Below are 14,083 nucleotides of genomic sequence, written 5' to 3' on the forward strand. Positions count from 1 at the left end.
CAGCAGGATATGGAAGCGCCGTATGTTCGGCCCAAACTCATGGACCGCAATCATGGCGACGGAAAGTATCGGTCGACTGAGGTGTTCAAAACGGCCTGCGGGGCCACACCTTGCGCCGAACAACTCAACACCCTCGATGCCGCTCTGCTGGCAGGATTACTGGAAAGCGGCAGCCTCGCTAGCACCCTGACCGGCGGCCTGAAAGCCGTCGCGGCGGCCTCCCTCAGCCTGCACGAGAACCTGCAAGGCGCGGTGAATGCGGCGGAACAGGCGCTGCACGCCGCCAACCACATTCCGATCCCTGGCGCCGAGCGTGGTGTCAATACGCTGAACCTGGCACTGCAACGACGGGCGTTGGCGCACCTGCGCGGCATGCTGCCGGAAGTCTTTGGTGACGCCCACTTTATTCGCCACCAAGAGGCCAGAGGCAGAAATCTCTACGTCTTTGGTTTTAGCGACATGCCCGAGCGTTCTGCCCATACCCGACGCCCCGCTCTCGATTATCGGAGTCCGGATGGGTATTCCATTGTCGGCTCACACCATTACCAGGCCGGCGGCGACCTGCACGCGAACACCGTCGTCATCGCCATGCGCCGCGACCATCCGATTGTGAAACTGGTCAGCGATGCGAACCAACGCATCAACGCCGCGTGGCAGGAGGATTTGGCAGAGCAGGACGCCACCAGGAAAAGTGCCATCCGGAAGGCAGTGGACAGCGGTGAGGCGTTGCGGAGTGGGCGGGTTTACCGGGTGCTTAACTCGACGCCGTTTGCGGTCACGGTAGTCATGTTGGAGTTGGTGAATTTGAAGAATGAGATGGATTCACTTCAGCAAACTATGAGAGAGAAAGGAACTTACAGAGCTTCTGGAGGAGTTGTTGGGGCGGGTGCTGATTTGGTGATTGCGATGGAAGCATTAACCGTAAAACTTGCGGGTAGCCAATCTGTTCTAGCCGCAGCTCGCAAAACGCTGTTTACCGTCTCGGATGCTTCTGCAAAACGTGTCCTAGGCTCATTAAGCGAATATTTCATAAAAGAGTTCTCCGTTCGATTGATCGGTCAAGTGATTGCCGGATCAATTTTTGTCGGCCTCAATCTCTACGACGCCTGGCAAGCCTATCAATGGGGAGACAATGCCATGTGGGGCCACCTATTGATGGCCGCAGGGGGCTTGACCGGCATCGCCGGCAGTCTGATGGTCGGCGGCAGCACCTTCCTCGGCTTGGGGCCAATGGGCTGGATCAGCTTGATATTGATCAGCGTCGGTGCGGGCATCGCCTACTGGCTCAGCAGTAACGCGGTCGAAGACTGGCTCAGCGCTGGCCCCTTCGGTCCTTTCAGCGACCGAATTCCCCACCTGCAAGATCCGGAACAGACCTTCTACTACCTGGTCAGCCTGTTTGCCGATATTCGCATCAGCTCGCGCCCTAATCCGGACCACGAATTCGCCCCCAAAATCAATGACTGGGATCCGGTACCCATGGACGTGCGGAAGGCCAACACTAGCATCCTGATCGAGAGCAATCTGCCGGGGCTGCTGAGTCAGGAACTCGACACTTTGATTGAATGCCGGTTGCAAAAGACGGAAGCCTATTACACATCGCGCCACGAATGGAGTCATCAGCGCAGTTATCTGACCCAGGAGAGGCCTGTTGCTTATCGGTCCTTGCCCAATGGGATGGAATTCTTTGTTACGTTGCCACGTAACCAGCCTGCGGAACCGTCGCAAAGCACACCGGCCCATATATACCGCTGGTTGGTCCGCGCGCAACTGTCATTGACGGACGGGGATCGCACCTGGGTATTCCCCGCACCGGCGCCGAAAGATCCAACGCCATTCGGTCCGGCTTATGCCAAAGCGAACTTCGAGGAAGTCAAACAACTGTTCTGGGCCGACGAAACCACCCATAAAGCGCCGAGCCAGGAATGACGGCCATGAACTCGTTTTACTATGCGGCCACGGCCTATCGTTCCGACCGTATCCCCAAACAACCGCCTTCGGCGGAACGTTCGTGGATTCGACGTTTTGCCAAGGTACGCCTGCCGTGGGGGATGACGCAGGAAGCCGCCCCCGATGATTTTTTGCTCCGGCGCAAACCCAGCAGCCTGCGGTTTCAGGAGGAAATGAACAAAGAACGAGAAGAGAAACAAGCACTAGGGACCTATGTTCCAGCTCCTTACGAGCACGTGGACTTCCATGACAAGCACGACCATGAGCGCTTCAGGTTTGCTTTATGGTCAAAGCGGTCGCAGTTCTGGGTATATCTACTTATATTTGGAAAAGGTTCTTTTCTGTTTCTCCTTCCGTTGAGCCTATTTGCATTCACCGTCGTCGGACTATCGTTGGAAGAGTCTTGGAGCGATCTAGCAGAAGATCTCATTCTAGGATTTTATTCTTGGCTGTTAGGCATCCCTCTATTGTTCTGGGCAATCGGTTCACTGGTCATAAACAAACTCCCCCACCTCTGGGTCAAACCCTCCCGAGGCCCGATCTGGGAAATCAACCGTCGCACGGGCCTTGTCACCCTGTTTGATTACGACAACCACGGCGAATACAAAAAGAACGGCACTATCGGTGAACTGACTGCGCCGTTCTATGAGTTCGACGCCTATATCGCCACGACCCCTGATCGTCAGGGTCTGCCGATGAATGCGCTGTACATAGCCCACCGCTATCGCGACATCGTCATCAACTTCGGCGCGCTGGTTCCTCCGGGCGCTGGCGAGTTGTGCTGTGCCCTGTGGGATTTTCTGCAGAACTACATGGACACCAGCCGCCCGTTGCCCGACTTGCCACGCTACGAAGAATTCCGCCACCTCGACCCTGTGACAGCTCAATACGACCGCGAAGTCGGCCGAAATCCACGACTGTGGATCGATATGGATGACGAAACGTATGAAGGGGCTCTCTACCACATGCGTGGCCAGATCGATCAGATCGACACCTTCCGCCGTCCTAATCTGATGGCGCGGTATGTGGAGTATGTCGATTGAGTGAGCACCGTCAGGCGGTTCATACCGGTACCCTAACGTGATAGGTTGTGCGGCTGGCGCAGAGTCGTATTTTTTTAAAATTTAAAGTTGTTATAAAACAGCAGCTTAAAATTTATTCGAGTCATTTTGATAGCGTGACGATAAGTCTTGATGACCACAATGGAGTCGTAATGACTAACCCTCTACTGTTGGCATTGGTGCCGCTGGTCGCCGATCTTTCCCGCGAATTGCCGGATGATGAGCGCTATCGACGCCTGCTGCGCGCCCTGCGTCAGATACTGCCATGCGATGCGGTGGCACTCCTCAAGCTTGAGGGCGATGTGCTGATTCCGTTGTCGGTAGAAGGGTTGAGTCCGGACACGTTGGGTCGACGATTCAAGGTTGAGGAACATCCTCGACTCAAGCTTCTTCTTGAAAGCCGTGGCCCGACCCGGTTTTCCACGGATTGCGGTTTGCCTGACCCTTACGATGGTTTGGTCGAGGGCCATCAGGGGCATCTGGAAGTCCATGATTGCCTTGGCTGTCCGCTGTACCTCCAGGACAAACCCTGGGGCCTGATTACCCTGGATGCGTTGGACCCGTCGAGCTTTGGTAAGGTCGATCTGGACAATCTCGAAGCATTCGCCAGTCTGGCTGCCGCGACGGTGATGGCCAGTGAGCGGATCAACCAGCTGGCGCGCAGTTTTGAGGATCAGCGCCAGTTGGCTGAGGTCTACAAACGTGCGGCAGGCGGGCGCCGGCCGCGTGAGCTGATTGGTCAGAGCCCTGTTCACAAAGGCATGCAGCAAGAGATTCAACTGGTGGGCAACAGCGCGTTGTCGGTGTTGATCACCGGGGAAACCGGCGTGGGCAAAGAGCTGGTGGCGGAAGCCATTCACCTGCACTCGCCACGGGCGCAGAAACCGCTGATCAGCCTCAATTGCGCGGCGCTGCCTGAGCTGCTGGTCGAGAGTGAGTTGTTCGGTCATGTCAAAGGCGCTTTTTCTGGCGCCGTCAGCGGGCGTGGCGGTAAGTTCGAGCTGGCCGACGGCGGCACGATATTCCTCGACGAGGTTGGCGAGTTGCCGCTGCCGGTTCAAGCGAAGTTGCTCAGGGTGTTGCAGAGTGGTCAGTTGCAGCGCGTCGGTTCCGATCAGGAGCATCATGTCGACGTGCGAATCATTGCCGCCACCAACCGCGATCTCGCCGAAGAGGTGCGCGCCGGTCGTTTTCGTGCCGACCTCTATCATCGGCTGAGTGTCTACCCGTTAAGGGTTCCGCCGTTGCGTGAACGAGGGCGGGATGTGCTCCTGCTGGCGGGGTTTTTTCTTGAAGAAAACCGCGCGCGCATGGGGCTGCGCAGCTTGCGTTTGAACCAGGATGCTCAAAAACTGTTGGTGAGCTATTCATGGCCAGGCAACGTCCGCGAGCTGGAGCATTTGATCAGCCGCGCCACGCTAAAGGCCTTGTCCAGTCACGCCGAGCGTCCGCGCATTCTCACCATTGATGCCCAAGCGCTGGGCCTGGACGAGGAAGTCCCTGTGGTGGAACCGGTCACGATTGGCGACGCGCCCAAGGTCAAGGATGGCGAGGATTTGAAGGCGTCAGTCGATGCCTATCAGAAAGTACTGATCAGTGAGGCGTTGACCCGGCATCAGGGAAAATGGGCTGATGTCGCCCGTGAACTCGGCCTGGATCGTGCCAACCTGAGTCGCCTGGCCAAACGACTGGGCATTCGTTGAGGTAGGCCGTCAGGCACCAACGCCGTCAGCAGGTATAAGGCTCAGCGCGGGTCGACTTGAATCCCGAAGCCGTTTTTGGCCTCACTGACAATTCGAAAATGCTGGGTTTCACCTTCCTTCAGCTGAATGGCCAGCTCGCGGTGCAGGTGTCCCTTGCTGCAGAAAGAGTCGTCCTTTTCATCAATGCCGATGCCGACGATGCGTGCGCCCGGTGGCACCTGGAAGTTGGCCGCCTCACCGATACCGATACGCGCGGCGACCTGCCGATCTATCAGGAAGGCCAGGTAACAACCACCGCCCAGCATGCCAATGTCGCGGTCCACGGCGATCTGGCCGCCACCTTTGATGGGTTGTTGGTAGGCCAGCAGCCGATCATTGGGGACTGGGGTGACTTTTTCCGGGGCTGCACGAAACGATGAACATCCAGCCAGCACCAACAGGGGAAGTACTAAGCAGATCAATCGCATTGAGGCTTCCTTGGGCAACTGACGGGCGGGGATGCTGCTGGAACTGTAGCTCAGATTGAGGCTGTCGATACTCATCCCTTACTTGCGTAAGGCGATCGCTTTAAACCGGCGGCAGACTCAGTGAACCGTCGCTCAGTGAACGCTGCATCAGCACTGTATCGACCCAACGCCCATGCTTGAAGCCGACCGCCTCAAAGACGCCGACCCGATGGAAACCGAGCCGCTCATGCAAACGAATCGATGCATGGTTTTTGCTATCGCCGATGATCGCGATCATCTGTCGCCAACCGCCTCGAGTACAGCGATCAATGAGTTCGCCGAGCAATGTCAGGCCGATGCCGTGGCCTCCCAATCCGTCGCGGACATAGACCGAATCCTCGACGGTAAAACGGTAGGCAGGACGCGGTCGGTACAGTGTTGCATAGCCATAACCGACCACCTCTCCAGCCAGTTCTGCGACCAGATACGGCAGCCCTTTTGCTAGAACGTCAGCGCGCCGCTCGATCATTTGGGGCACGCTGGGGGCTTCCAGTTCAAAGCTGGCGATACCGCCTATGACGTGCTGCGCGTAGATGCTTTGCACCGCTGACATATCGTCTTCGCAGGCATCACGCACGACCGGAATGTGGTTCATGTTCACTTCTCGTCTGATTCAATGATGGGCTTAGCCTGACACTGCCCTGTCGATACACGCTGACGAATCCGCGGCCGCCAGCAACACCTCAATCCCTCAAGCGCTCAACCAACACCGGCAACAGCTGTTCGCAGGACGCTTCGATTTTCAGGTCCAGAAAATCGTCAGCGCGGGTCTTGCCGAAGTTGATGGCGATCAGCGGCTTGTGCTGTTCAGCCATCGCGCGGCACAAGCGAAAGGCCGAGTAGGCCATCAACGAAGAGCCTACCACCAGCAATCCTTCTGCCTGCTCGACACACCGGGCGGCCTTGGCTGCGGTGGCCTGGGCGACGTTTTCGCCGAAAAAAACCACGTCCGGCTTTAACCGCTCACCGCTGCAGGAGGGGCAGCGGGGGATCTTGAAACGCGCTTCGAAGGCCGGGTCCAGTAGCGTATCGCCGTCGGGTGCCTGGGTGGCGTCGACCCCCGACAGGTAGGGGTTTTCCGCTTCCATGACGAGCTGGATCGCCTGGCGATCAGCACGCTGATCGCAATCCAGGCACACCACACGGTGCAGGCTGCCATGCAGCTCAATCACTTCGTGACTGCCCGCCTGATCATGCAGCGTGTCGACGTTCTGGGTGATGAGCCCGGCGATGAGCTGCTTCGTTTGCAGCGTCGCCAGCGCGTCATGGGCAGCGTTTGGCCGAGCTTGCCGGATGCGTGGCCAGCCCAGCATGGCACGCGCCCAATAGCGCCGCCGCGCTGCCGGCGCACTGAGGAACTCCTGGTACATCATGGGGGCTTTGCCCCGACGCACACCCTCGTTGTCACGGTAGTCCGGAATCCCGGACGGGGTGCTGATGCCCGCGCCCGTCAGGACCAAAAACTGCTTGTTGGCCATCAGTTGGTAGAGCATCTCGAGACGGTCGCTGATCTGCCTATCGATCATGTTGAAGTCTCCGATAAGGTCAGCTTAATCACCGCGAATGTACTGCTCCAGTTGCTGTATCAGGTCAGCCTGCTCGGCAATGGCTTCTTTAACCAGGTCGCCAATGGACAGCAAGCCCAGGAGTTTTCCGTCTTCGACAACGGGCAAATGGCGCAGGTGTCGATCAGTCATGATGCCCATGCAGGTGTCGATGCTTTGATGGGAATCCACGGTCAATACAGGCGTACTCATGATCTCGCTGACGGACGTGCCTTCCGAGGACCGTCCCTGGAGGACGACCTTGCGTGCATAGTCACGCTCGCTGATAACGCCTACCACCTGGCCGTTCTCCATCACGGGTAGAGCACCGACATTTTTCTCGGCCATCACCTTGAGCGCTTCCAGCACCTTTTGATCGGGGGCGATGGTGTGAACTTGCTGGTTTTGCTTGGCTTTCAACTTCAGCAGTTGCGCAACGGTCTTCATGCGAGCCTCTCCAGTGTTGTTTTGGGGTGGCCGCGAACCGGCCTGACAGGGGTCATACAGAATCGTAGAGAGAAGCCCGCAGGGCAAGGGCTAAAACGGTATGCACACGACTGAAAAACGTCATCCGGGCTGCTCTCAAGACTTGCTCAGCGCTTCAAAGCCTGAAATGACATCGAATAACTCTTCGTCAATCGCACTTTGGCGCAGACGATGGAAGTCCCGGTTGAGATCCTCCAACAGCTCGCCGATGTTTTTCTCGGCGCGCTGCATGGCCGCAAGACGGCTGGCATTTTCGCTGGCCAGCGATTCGGCGCAGGCTCGAAACAGGGAGACAAAAAGATACTCGCGGATTAACGCCGGGAGGGTTTGGTCTGTGCCATTGATCACTTCGGGTCGGTTTTTGGACGGCCAGTGATTGGCTGCCAGATTACGCCGCCACTTTTCGTCCAGCGGCAATAGTCGCTGGCTTACGGGTGCATAAATCGCACCTGACTGTGGACGGTTGTGGAACAGGTACACCTGAGAGATCTCGCCCTGTTCGCGGCGGGTTTGCATTTCGAGCAAAATCTGCCCGACCAGAGGCGTAATCGCAGTGATGGAGCTGGGCAGAACGAAGCTTTGACCCAAACGTAAATCGCTGTCCGCCAGACGTGACTGAATGCGCTCGCCGACCGCCCAGACTCTTTTATCTCCTGGCAGCTTGCCCAGCTCATCGATGACGAATTCGACCAGAACATCGTTGAATTGGCCGACCAACCCCTGGTCGGAACCGAAGACGATAACCCCAATCCCTTCATTTTTTTTCTGTACGACCCCTTGGTCAGCGGTCGCCTGACGCTGGAAACAGGCCATCAGGCCCAGCTGTACGGTGCGATAGTAGTCATTCAGTGAGCTGACTGCGTTTTCATACTGGCCGATGTTCGATGCCGCCATGGCTTTCATTGTGCGCACAACGGACTCGAGGTCTGCAGCACCGGTGATTTTACGACGCAGGTTGGCGGGGGTGTCGCTCACGGCGCACTCCCGGAGTCTGCCGGGGGTTGCAAGTGCGCCAAGGCATTGCGCGCGATCTGAATAATCGCAGCCCGGTCGGCGTCACTCAGTTTCTCATCCCCATTGAAACGTGATCTGACCTCGACCGGGATGGCCCCTGTAGCCTCACACACCGCCTGCTCGGCCTGGACCATCTGTTCAAGCGGCACTTTATCGAAGCATCCCGCGGTCAACGCCAGCAGAACCGCAATTTGCTCGGGCACCGACAACGGTGCGAATTCCTGTTGTTTGAGGCATGCACGGATCCGCAGTCCATGCGCGATCAGTTGGCGAGAGTCGTCATCGAGCCGGGCGCCAAAACGGGAAAAAGTTTCAAGCTCCTCGAATTGGGCATAAGCCAGCTTGAGGTCGCCGGCCACGGCTCGATAGACGCCCCGTTGCGCCTTGCCGCCCACGCGGGAAACCGACTTGCCGACATCGACTGCCGGCAGCACGCCGAGTTCGAAGAGCGCTGGAGAGAGGTAGATCTGCCCGTCGGTTATGGAGATCAAATTCGTCGGGATGTAGGCGGAAATATCCTGTGCTTCGGTTTCGATGATGGGTAAAGCCGTCAAGGAACCACCGCCGAGCTCGGAGCGCAAATGAGTCGCACGCTCCAGTAAGCGCGAGTGAATGTAAAAAATATCGCCAGGGAACGCCTCGCGACCCGGTGGCCTGCGCAAAAGCAGAGAGAGCTCACGGTAGGCGCGAGCGTGGTGGGTCAGGTCGTCGTAGACCAACAGAACGTCGCGTCCCTGCTCCATGAAGTACTCGGCAATGCTGGTCGCAGCATACGGCGCAATGTAGGCGAGGCCTGGCGGGTCGTTGCCTTCGGTGACCACCACCACGGTATACGCCAGCGCACCTTGTTCACGCAGGGTAGCGATCACTTTGGCGACGCCGGAGGCACGTTGGCCGATGGAGCAATACACGCACAGAACATTCTGATCGTGCTGATTGAGGATGGTCTCCAGAGCAATCGCGGTTTTGCCGGTTTGCCGATCACCCAGGATCAGCTCGCGCTGACCGCGTCCGACCGGAATCAGTGCGTCAATCACCTTGATGCCGGTTTGCAGGGGGGCGGTAACCGGTGCCCGATCCATGATGTGCGCGGCTGGACGCTCAATCGGCAGCCGGGCGCTGGACAATAGTGGCCCCAGACCGTCCAGTGGCTGACCCGTAGGGTCGATGATACGACCGATCAGGCCATCGCCGACCGGTACGTCCACCACATGCCCACAGCGCTCGACCTCATCGCCAGCGTGCAGTTGCGAGTAGTCACCGAGCAGCACGACGCCGATTTCGTTCTCGTCGATATTGAAGGCGATGCCATGGATATCGCCTGGGAATTTCACCAGTTCCTCGAAGCCGACACCGGGCAAGCCGGAGACCTTGGCGATGCCGGACGCAATGCTGGTGACCCGCCCGACTTCCTTTGGTCGCAACTGATGGACAAAGCCTTCCCGCGCTTCACCCATGACAGTAAAGGCCGTCGCAAAGACATCCTGAAGGCGCTCGATGCTCATGTGACTTGCCCTTCTTTCAGGGGGGTGGCCTTCACCTCCGTCCGGGCGTGGACCTGCTCCTTCGTGTCCAGCAGCTCGCTGATGCCCTTTTCCATGGCCGCCAGATACTCCGAGATACTCCAGGCTACTTTTTGCCCGGCTGCGCTGAGTTCGATACCGCTCACCAAGTCCGGGGCGGTCTCGAAGTGAACGTCAGCACTCACGGCCAGGAGCGTGTTGATGGCTGCTTGCGCGGCAGTGCGTTGCGCCTCTGGCAACTCGAAGGCAGTGCGCACGATGACCGGTTCTGCCGATGCCTTTAGCGCTGCCACCAAGCCTTGCTTTTCCTCAGTGCTCAACGTATTCAGACGATTGACGAAGGTGTCGACCATGCGCTCTTCCAGGGTCGTCCCGGCCAGGTCTTTCAGGGTCTTACGGGCAATGGCAAAAACTTCTTTCTGAGTACGCCGCCCCACTTCGTCATGCAGGCGGCGAGATTCGCTCTGCAGGGTTTCCAGATGTTTGGCACTCAAGGCCGTGGCGGCCTGGCGTGCGTCATCGAGAAGGCGCTGGCGCTCTACATTCGCCGCGGCTGCTGCCTGTTGCAGCAGCCCAGCCCGTTCCTTGTCGAATGTCACGTTTTTTTGCAAAAACTCATCGCGCTCCTTGTTGGCCTCGGCTTCTTTCGCCTCGGCATCCGCCAATTGCGCCGCAATGCGCTGTTCTCGCGCATCGATAGCCGCAAGGATCGGGTGATAAAGGAAGCGCTTCAACAACCACATCAGGATGAGAAAGTTGAGCGCTTGAGCACCGACAGTGAACCAATCGATGAGCATGATCTATTTTCCGGCGACCTGAGCGATGGCGTGATTCCAGAACGGATTGGCGAACAGAAGAATCATCGACACCACGAAGCAGTAAATCGCCACCGACTCGACCATGGCCAGGCCAACAAACAGCGTTCGGGTAATGGTCGCGGCAGCATCAGGTTGTTGCGCCAACGACGTTAACGCCGTCGCCACTGCGCGTCCTTCGCCAAGTGCGGGGCCAATACTGCCGATGGCGATGGTCAGCCCCGCAGTGATGATGGAAACCACTGCAATAATCGTCATGCTATCCATGGTAATTCCTTCCTGGGTTCAAGTTGTCGAGTCGGGGACGGGTTCTGGCGAGCGTGATCGTGTCGCTGCCGCGATGTAAACCGCTGCCAGAATGCTGAAAATGTAGGCCTGGACCATGCCGGTCAATAACCCAAGCGCACTGAGGGCAATGGGAAAGAGGAAGGGGGTGATGGTTAGCAGGATGGCGAGAATCATCGTGCCGCTCATCATGTTGCCGAACAGACGGGCGGCCAGTGCCAGGGTGCGCGAGAGTTCGCTGACGATGTTAAAGGGCAGCATGATGAAGGTTGGCTTCGTGTAAGCGCGCAAGTACTCGCCCAAACCGCAATCGGCGATGCCAAACAGGGGCACAGCGATAAACACGCAGATTGCCAGCGCGGTTGTCGTCGACAGCGATCCGGTGGGTGGCTCGTACCCGGGCACTATCGTAAATAAAGTGGCACTCGCCACAAACAGAAACAGCGTCCCGACAAACCCAAGGTATTTGCGTGGCTGGATGAGGCCAACCTCACCTAGCTGCGTGGTAATGCCGGTGACGACGATTTCCAGCAGATTCTGCCAGCCGCTGCGCTCCAGTCCACGAGACAGTCGGCGGGTCACCAGTTTTGAACCCAGCGCGAGGAACAGCATCAGCGCCCATGTGAAGGCGATAGTGGCGTTGATCTTGAAAAAACCGTATTGCCAGTAAATGATGTCGTCTGGGCTAAGGTGCATGGCGGTCCTCCGTGAAACGCAGGGCTGGTCGAGTCAGTCGTGTAACGAAAAACCGTGCCACGGTAAACCCGAGCAACGCGACCAGCCAGCGCTGCCAGTCACCGCCGCAGGCAAAATAGAAACCGACCAGCACGACGCCGGTTCGCAGGAGCAGGCTGGCGAAAAACCAGAGTGCTGCCCAACGCGATGACGCTGCCTGACGAACCGTCCACCAAAGGCCACCGAAAAAGAACGCACCAAGCACAACGCCCACTGCGAATGCCGGGACCAGACTCAACATGTCACTCATCCTTATCAGACTCCTGATCGCGAATTTCCCGACCTTCTTTGGCGACCCAATGCCATGCATTGAAGCAACCGAGGCCTAGCCCCAGGGCCAGCAGCGCAAGTGTCCACGAGTGGCCGCCTGGATAGTGCTTATCCAGCCAAAAACCCAGCGCTGCGCCAAGCAGCGTCGGGAGGGTCACCGACCAGCCGATCAGGCCCATCATGCCAAGACCGGACCAGACCGTTTGATTAACCTGGCGCTGCGCCTTGAGCTTGCGCGCTGCTTTAACACCGATCTGCTCGCTGAACGCCTTGCCCTTGGCGGGCTTCTTTTCTTCGCGATCACTCATGATGCATGGCCGCGAAACGGGTAATGAAACCGCCCTCCAGCTTCGCCAGGACCGAACGTACACTGCGCTCCTGCTCATCCAGATTGAGGAACTCCTGCTCGACAGCCCTGTGCAGTTCCCCCAAATCAGTGCCGCCAATGGCGTTACGTACGGAAATGAGGACATCGCTCCCGGTTTTGACCAATACCCCCTCATCGACCGCCACACACACTTCGCCCTCAGTCACAGTTTCGTAAATGAGAATGCCCGGCGCAAGAGCTGCCACACAGTCCAGCCGTTGGGGCAGCAGGCCGAAAGAGCCGTTGCGGGACTCGGCGACAATACGCAGTACATCGACCTTCTCGGCGAAGACCTTGAAGGGCAGCAGAATTTTAAGTTTCATGTGGGTTGACGGCATCTTCAGCCTCCGTTGCAGGCTCGGGCCTGGTTTTGCCCACCGCCTCGTCAATGCTCCCGATCATGTACAGGGCACTTTCTGGGACGTCTTTGAACTCATCGCGCAGAATGCGCTCGCAGCCGTCCAGCGCGTCCTCGAGGCTGACCCACTTGCCCGCAAGACCGGTAAATTGCTCGGTGGTGAAAAACGGCTGGGTGAGGAAGCGTTCCAGCCGCCGGGCACGGGCAACCACCTTGCGGTCCTCGGTCGACAGCTGTTCCAGACCGAGCATGGCAATGATGTCTCTCAGGTCGGCGTATTGCGCCAGTGTGCGGCGGATCTCCTGCGCCAGCGCATAGTGCCGCTCGCCGATGACCCCGGGCGTGGCCATTTTCGAGTTCGACAGCAGCGGATCGATGGCCGGGTACAAACCCTCACTGGCCCGCTTGCGAGACAGCACGATGGAGGCGGAGAGGTGGGAAAAGGTATGCACGGCGGCGGGGTCGGTAAAGTCGTCTGCCGGCACATAGACCGCCTGAATCGAGGTGATGGCGCCGGTATCGGTGTTGGCGATGCGCTCTTCCAGTTGCGACAGTTCGGTGCCCATGGTCGGCTGATACCCAAGACGCGAGGGCATCTGGCCCATCAGCCCGGAAATCTCCATGCCCGCCTGGATAAAACGAAAAATGTTATCGACCAGCAACAACACGTCACGGTGCTCGTCGTCGCGGAAATACTCGGCCATGGTCAAGGCCGCGTGGCCGACCCGAAAACGCGCGCCCGGAGGTTCGTTCATCTGTCCGAAGATCATCACCATGTTCTCCAGAACGCCTGCCGCCTTCATGTCGCGGTAGAGCTCCTCGCCTTCGCGGCAGCGCTCTCCGATGCCGCAAAAGATGCTGACGCCTTCGGTCTGCCCCACCATGTTGTGAATCATCTCGGTCAACAGCACGGTCTTGCCGACGCCAGCCCCACCGAACAGCCCGGCCTTGCCACCACGCTCCAGTGGCATCAACACATCAATGACCTTGATCCCCGTCGCGAATACTTCGGTTTTGGTCGAACGATTGGCCAGTGAAGGTGGCGCGCGATGGACGCTGCGCCAGCCAACCTGAGGCGCTGGCAGACGGTCGATGGCATTGCCAAAGACGTCGAACATGCGTGACAGAATTTCCTTGCCTACGGGCGCAAGCAAGGGCCCACCGCTGTCCACGACCTGCATGCCGCGGGCGAGACCTTGTGTCGGTGTCAGGGCGATGCCGCGTACACGCTGAGCATCCAGTTGCTCCATCACCTCAATGATGATTTTGCCTTCCGTCCCAGTGTGCAGCAGGGAATGGATTGGAGGCAGATGGGCTTCGAAGCGGATATCAACGACGCTGCCGCGCACCGAAGCAACCACGCCTGTATTCGATAAGCAGGCATTGCTTGTCATGCGAGCCCCTTATTTCCATTGTCAGCCGAGTAGGGCACCGGGAAATTTCATTCTGAAAGGCTGCGTCGGGCA

The 14,083-nt window shown here is 58.2% G+C and carries 15 protein-coding genes and 1 pseudogene; 3 read left to right on the forward strand and 13 right to left on the reverse strand.

Going from position 1 to position 14,083, the window contains the following annotated elements; all coding sequences use genetic code 11:
- The 3 genes and pseudogenes from K0F75_RS04665 to norR form a co-directional block, all read left to right on the forward strand.
- A pseudogene (locus K0F75_RS04665) lies at positions 1-1,929 on the forward strand (hypothetical protein); the annotation flags it as partial.
- Positions 1,930-1,934: 5 nt separating this feature from the next.
- Positions 1,935-2,993 carry a hypothetical protein gene (locus K0F75_RS04670; RefSeq protein WP_257604260.1) on the forward strand — a complete coding sequence of 353 codons (1,059 nt, stop codon included), beginning with the start codon at positions 1,935-1,937 and terminating at the stop codon, positions 2,991-2,993.
- Positions 2,994-3,163: 170 nt separating this feature from the next.
- Positions 3,164-4,714 (forward strand): nitric oxide reductase transcriptional regulator NorR, encoded by a 1,551-nt coding sequence (gene norR, locus K0F75_RS04675; protein WP_219060675.1) that lies wholly within the window; start codon positions 3,164-3,166, stop codon positions 4,712-4,714.
- A 41-nt stretch (positions 4,715-4,755) separates the two neighbouring features.
- Here the strand turns inward: norR and K0F75_RS04680 are convergent, their stop codons facing one another.
- The 13 genes from K0F75_RS04680 to atpD all read right to left on the reverse strand — a co-directional run bounded on the left by K0F75_RS04680 (position 4,756) and on the right by atpD (position 14,011).
- Positions 4,756-5,181, reverse strand: a complete 426-nt coding sequence (locus K0F75_RS04680) for a 3-isopropylmalate dehydratase (RefSeq protein ID WP_219060856.1) — start codon at positions 5,179-5,181, stop codon at positions 4,756-4,758.
- Positions 5,182-5,281: 100 nt separating this feature from the next.
- Positions 5,282-5,815: a GNAT family N-acetyltransferase gene (locus K0F75_RS04685; RefSeq protein WP_219060676.1), complete on the reverse strand. Its 534-nt coding sequence runs from the start codon at positions 5,813-5,815 to the stop codon at positions 5,282-5,284.
- Positions 5,816-5,903: 88 nt separating this feature from the next.
- Complete coding sequence (locus tag K0F75_RS04690; protein WP_219060677.1) at positions 5,904-6,746, reverse strand: NAD-dependent protein deacetylase; 843 nt, start codon at positions 6,744-6,746, stop codon at positions 5,904-5,906.
- 24 nt (positions 6,747-6,770) lie between these two features.
- Positions 6,771-7,211: a CBS domain-containing protein gene (locus K0F75_RS04695; RefSeq protein ID WP_219060678.1), complete on the reverse strand. Its 441-nt coding sequence runs from the start codon at positions 7,209-7,211 to the stop codon at positions 6,771-6,773.
- Between the two features lie 135 nt (positions 7,212-7,346).
- Positions 7,347-8,225 carry a F0F1 ATP synthase subunit gamma gene (locus K0F75_RS04700; RefSeq protein WP_219060679.1) on the reverse strand — a complete coding sequence of 293 codons (879 nt, stop codon included), beginning with the start codon at positions 8,223-8,225 and terminating at the stop codon, positions 7,347-7,349.
- A complete protein-coding gene (locus tag K0F75_RS04705) occupies positions 8,222-9,769 on the reverse strand; it encodes an alternate F1F0 ATPase, F1 subunit alpha (protein WP_219060680.1) in 1,548 nt (515 codons plus the stop codon). Before K0F75_RS04705 ends, K0F75_RS04700 begins: the two co-directional genes overlap by 4 nt.
- Complete coding sequence (locus K0F75_RS04710) at positions 9,766-10,584, reverse strand: F0F1 ATP synthase subunit B (RefSeq protein WP_219060681.1); 819 nt, start codon at positions 10,582-10,584, stop codon at positions 9,766-9,768. The genes K0F75_RS04705 and K0F75_RS04710 overlap by 4 nt, the downstream gene beginning before the upstream one ends.
- Positions 10,585-10,587: 3 nt before the next feature.
- Positions 10,588-10,869 (reverse strand): F0F1 ATP synthase subunit C, encoded by a 282-nt coding sequence (locus K0F75_RS04715; protein WP_219060682.1) that lies wholly within the window; start codon positions 10,867-10,869, stop codon positions 10,588-10,590.
- An 18-nt stretch (positions 10,870-10,887) separates the two neighbouring features.
- A complete protein-coding gene (locus tag K0F75_RS04720; protein ID WP_219060683.1) occupies positions 10,888-11,583 on the reverse strand; it encodes a F0F1 ATP synthase subunit A in 696 nt (231 codons plus the stop codon).
- Complete coding sequence (locus K0F75_RS04725) at positions 11,573-11,872, reverse strand: ATP synthase subunit I (RefSeq protein ID WP_219060684.1); 300 nt, start codon at positions 11,870-11,872, stop codon at positions 11,573-11,575. The genes K0F75_RS04720 and K0F75_RS04725 overlap by 11 nt, the downstream gene beginning before the upstream one ends.
- Positions 11,865-12,200, reverse strand: coding sequence for an AtpZ/AtpI family protein (locus K0F75_RS04730; RefSeq protein WP_219060685.1), 336 nt, complete (start codon positions 12,198-12,200; stop codon positions 11,865-11,867). The genes K0F75_RS04725 and K0F75_RS04730 overlap by 8 nt, the downstream gene beginning before the upstream one ends.
- Positions 12,193-12,597 (reverse strand): F0F1 ATP synthase subunit epsilon, encoded by a 405-nt coding sequence (locus K0F75_RS04735; RefSeq protein ID WP_219060686.1) that lies wholly within the window; start codon positions 12,595-12,597, stop codon positions 12,193-12,195. The genes K0F75_RS04730 and K0F75_RS04735 overlap by 8 nt, the downstream gene beginning before the upstream one ends.
- Entirely contained in the window at positions 12,572-14,011 is a 1,440-nt protein-coding gene (gene atpD, locus K0F75_RS04740; RefSeq protein ID WP_219060687.1) for a F0F1 ATP synthase subunit beta, read from the reverse strand. The genes K0F75_RS04735 and atpD overlap by 26 nt, the downstream gene beginning before the upstream one ends.
- Positions 14,012-14,083 lie beyond the last annotated feature (72 nt).

The organism is Pseudomonas sp. UMAB-08 (assembly GCF_900095225.1).
In the GTDB taxonomy this organism is placed as follows: Bacteria; Pseudomonadota; Gammaproteobacteria; order Pseudomonadales; family Pseudomonadaceae; genus Aquipseudomonas.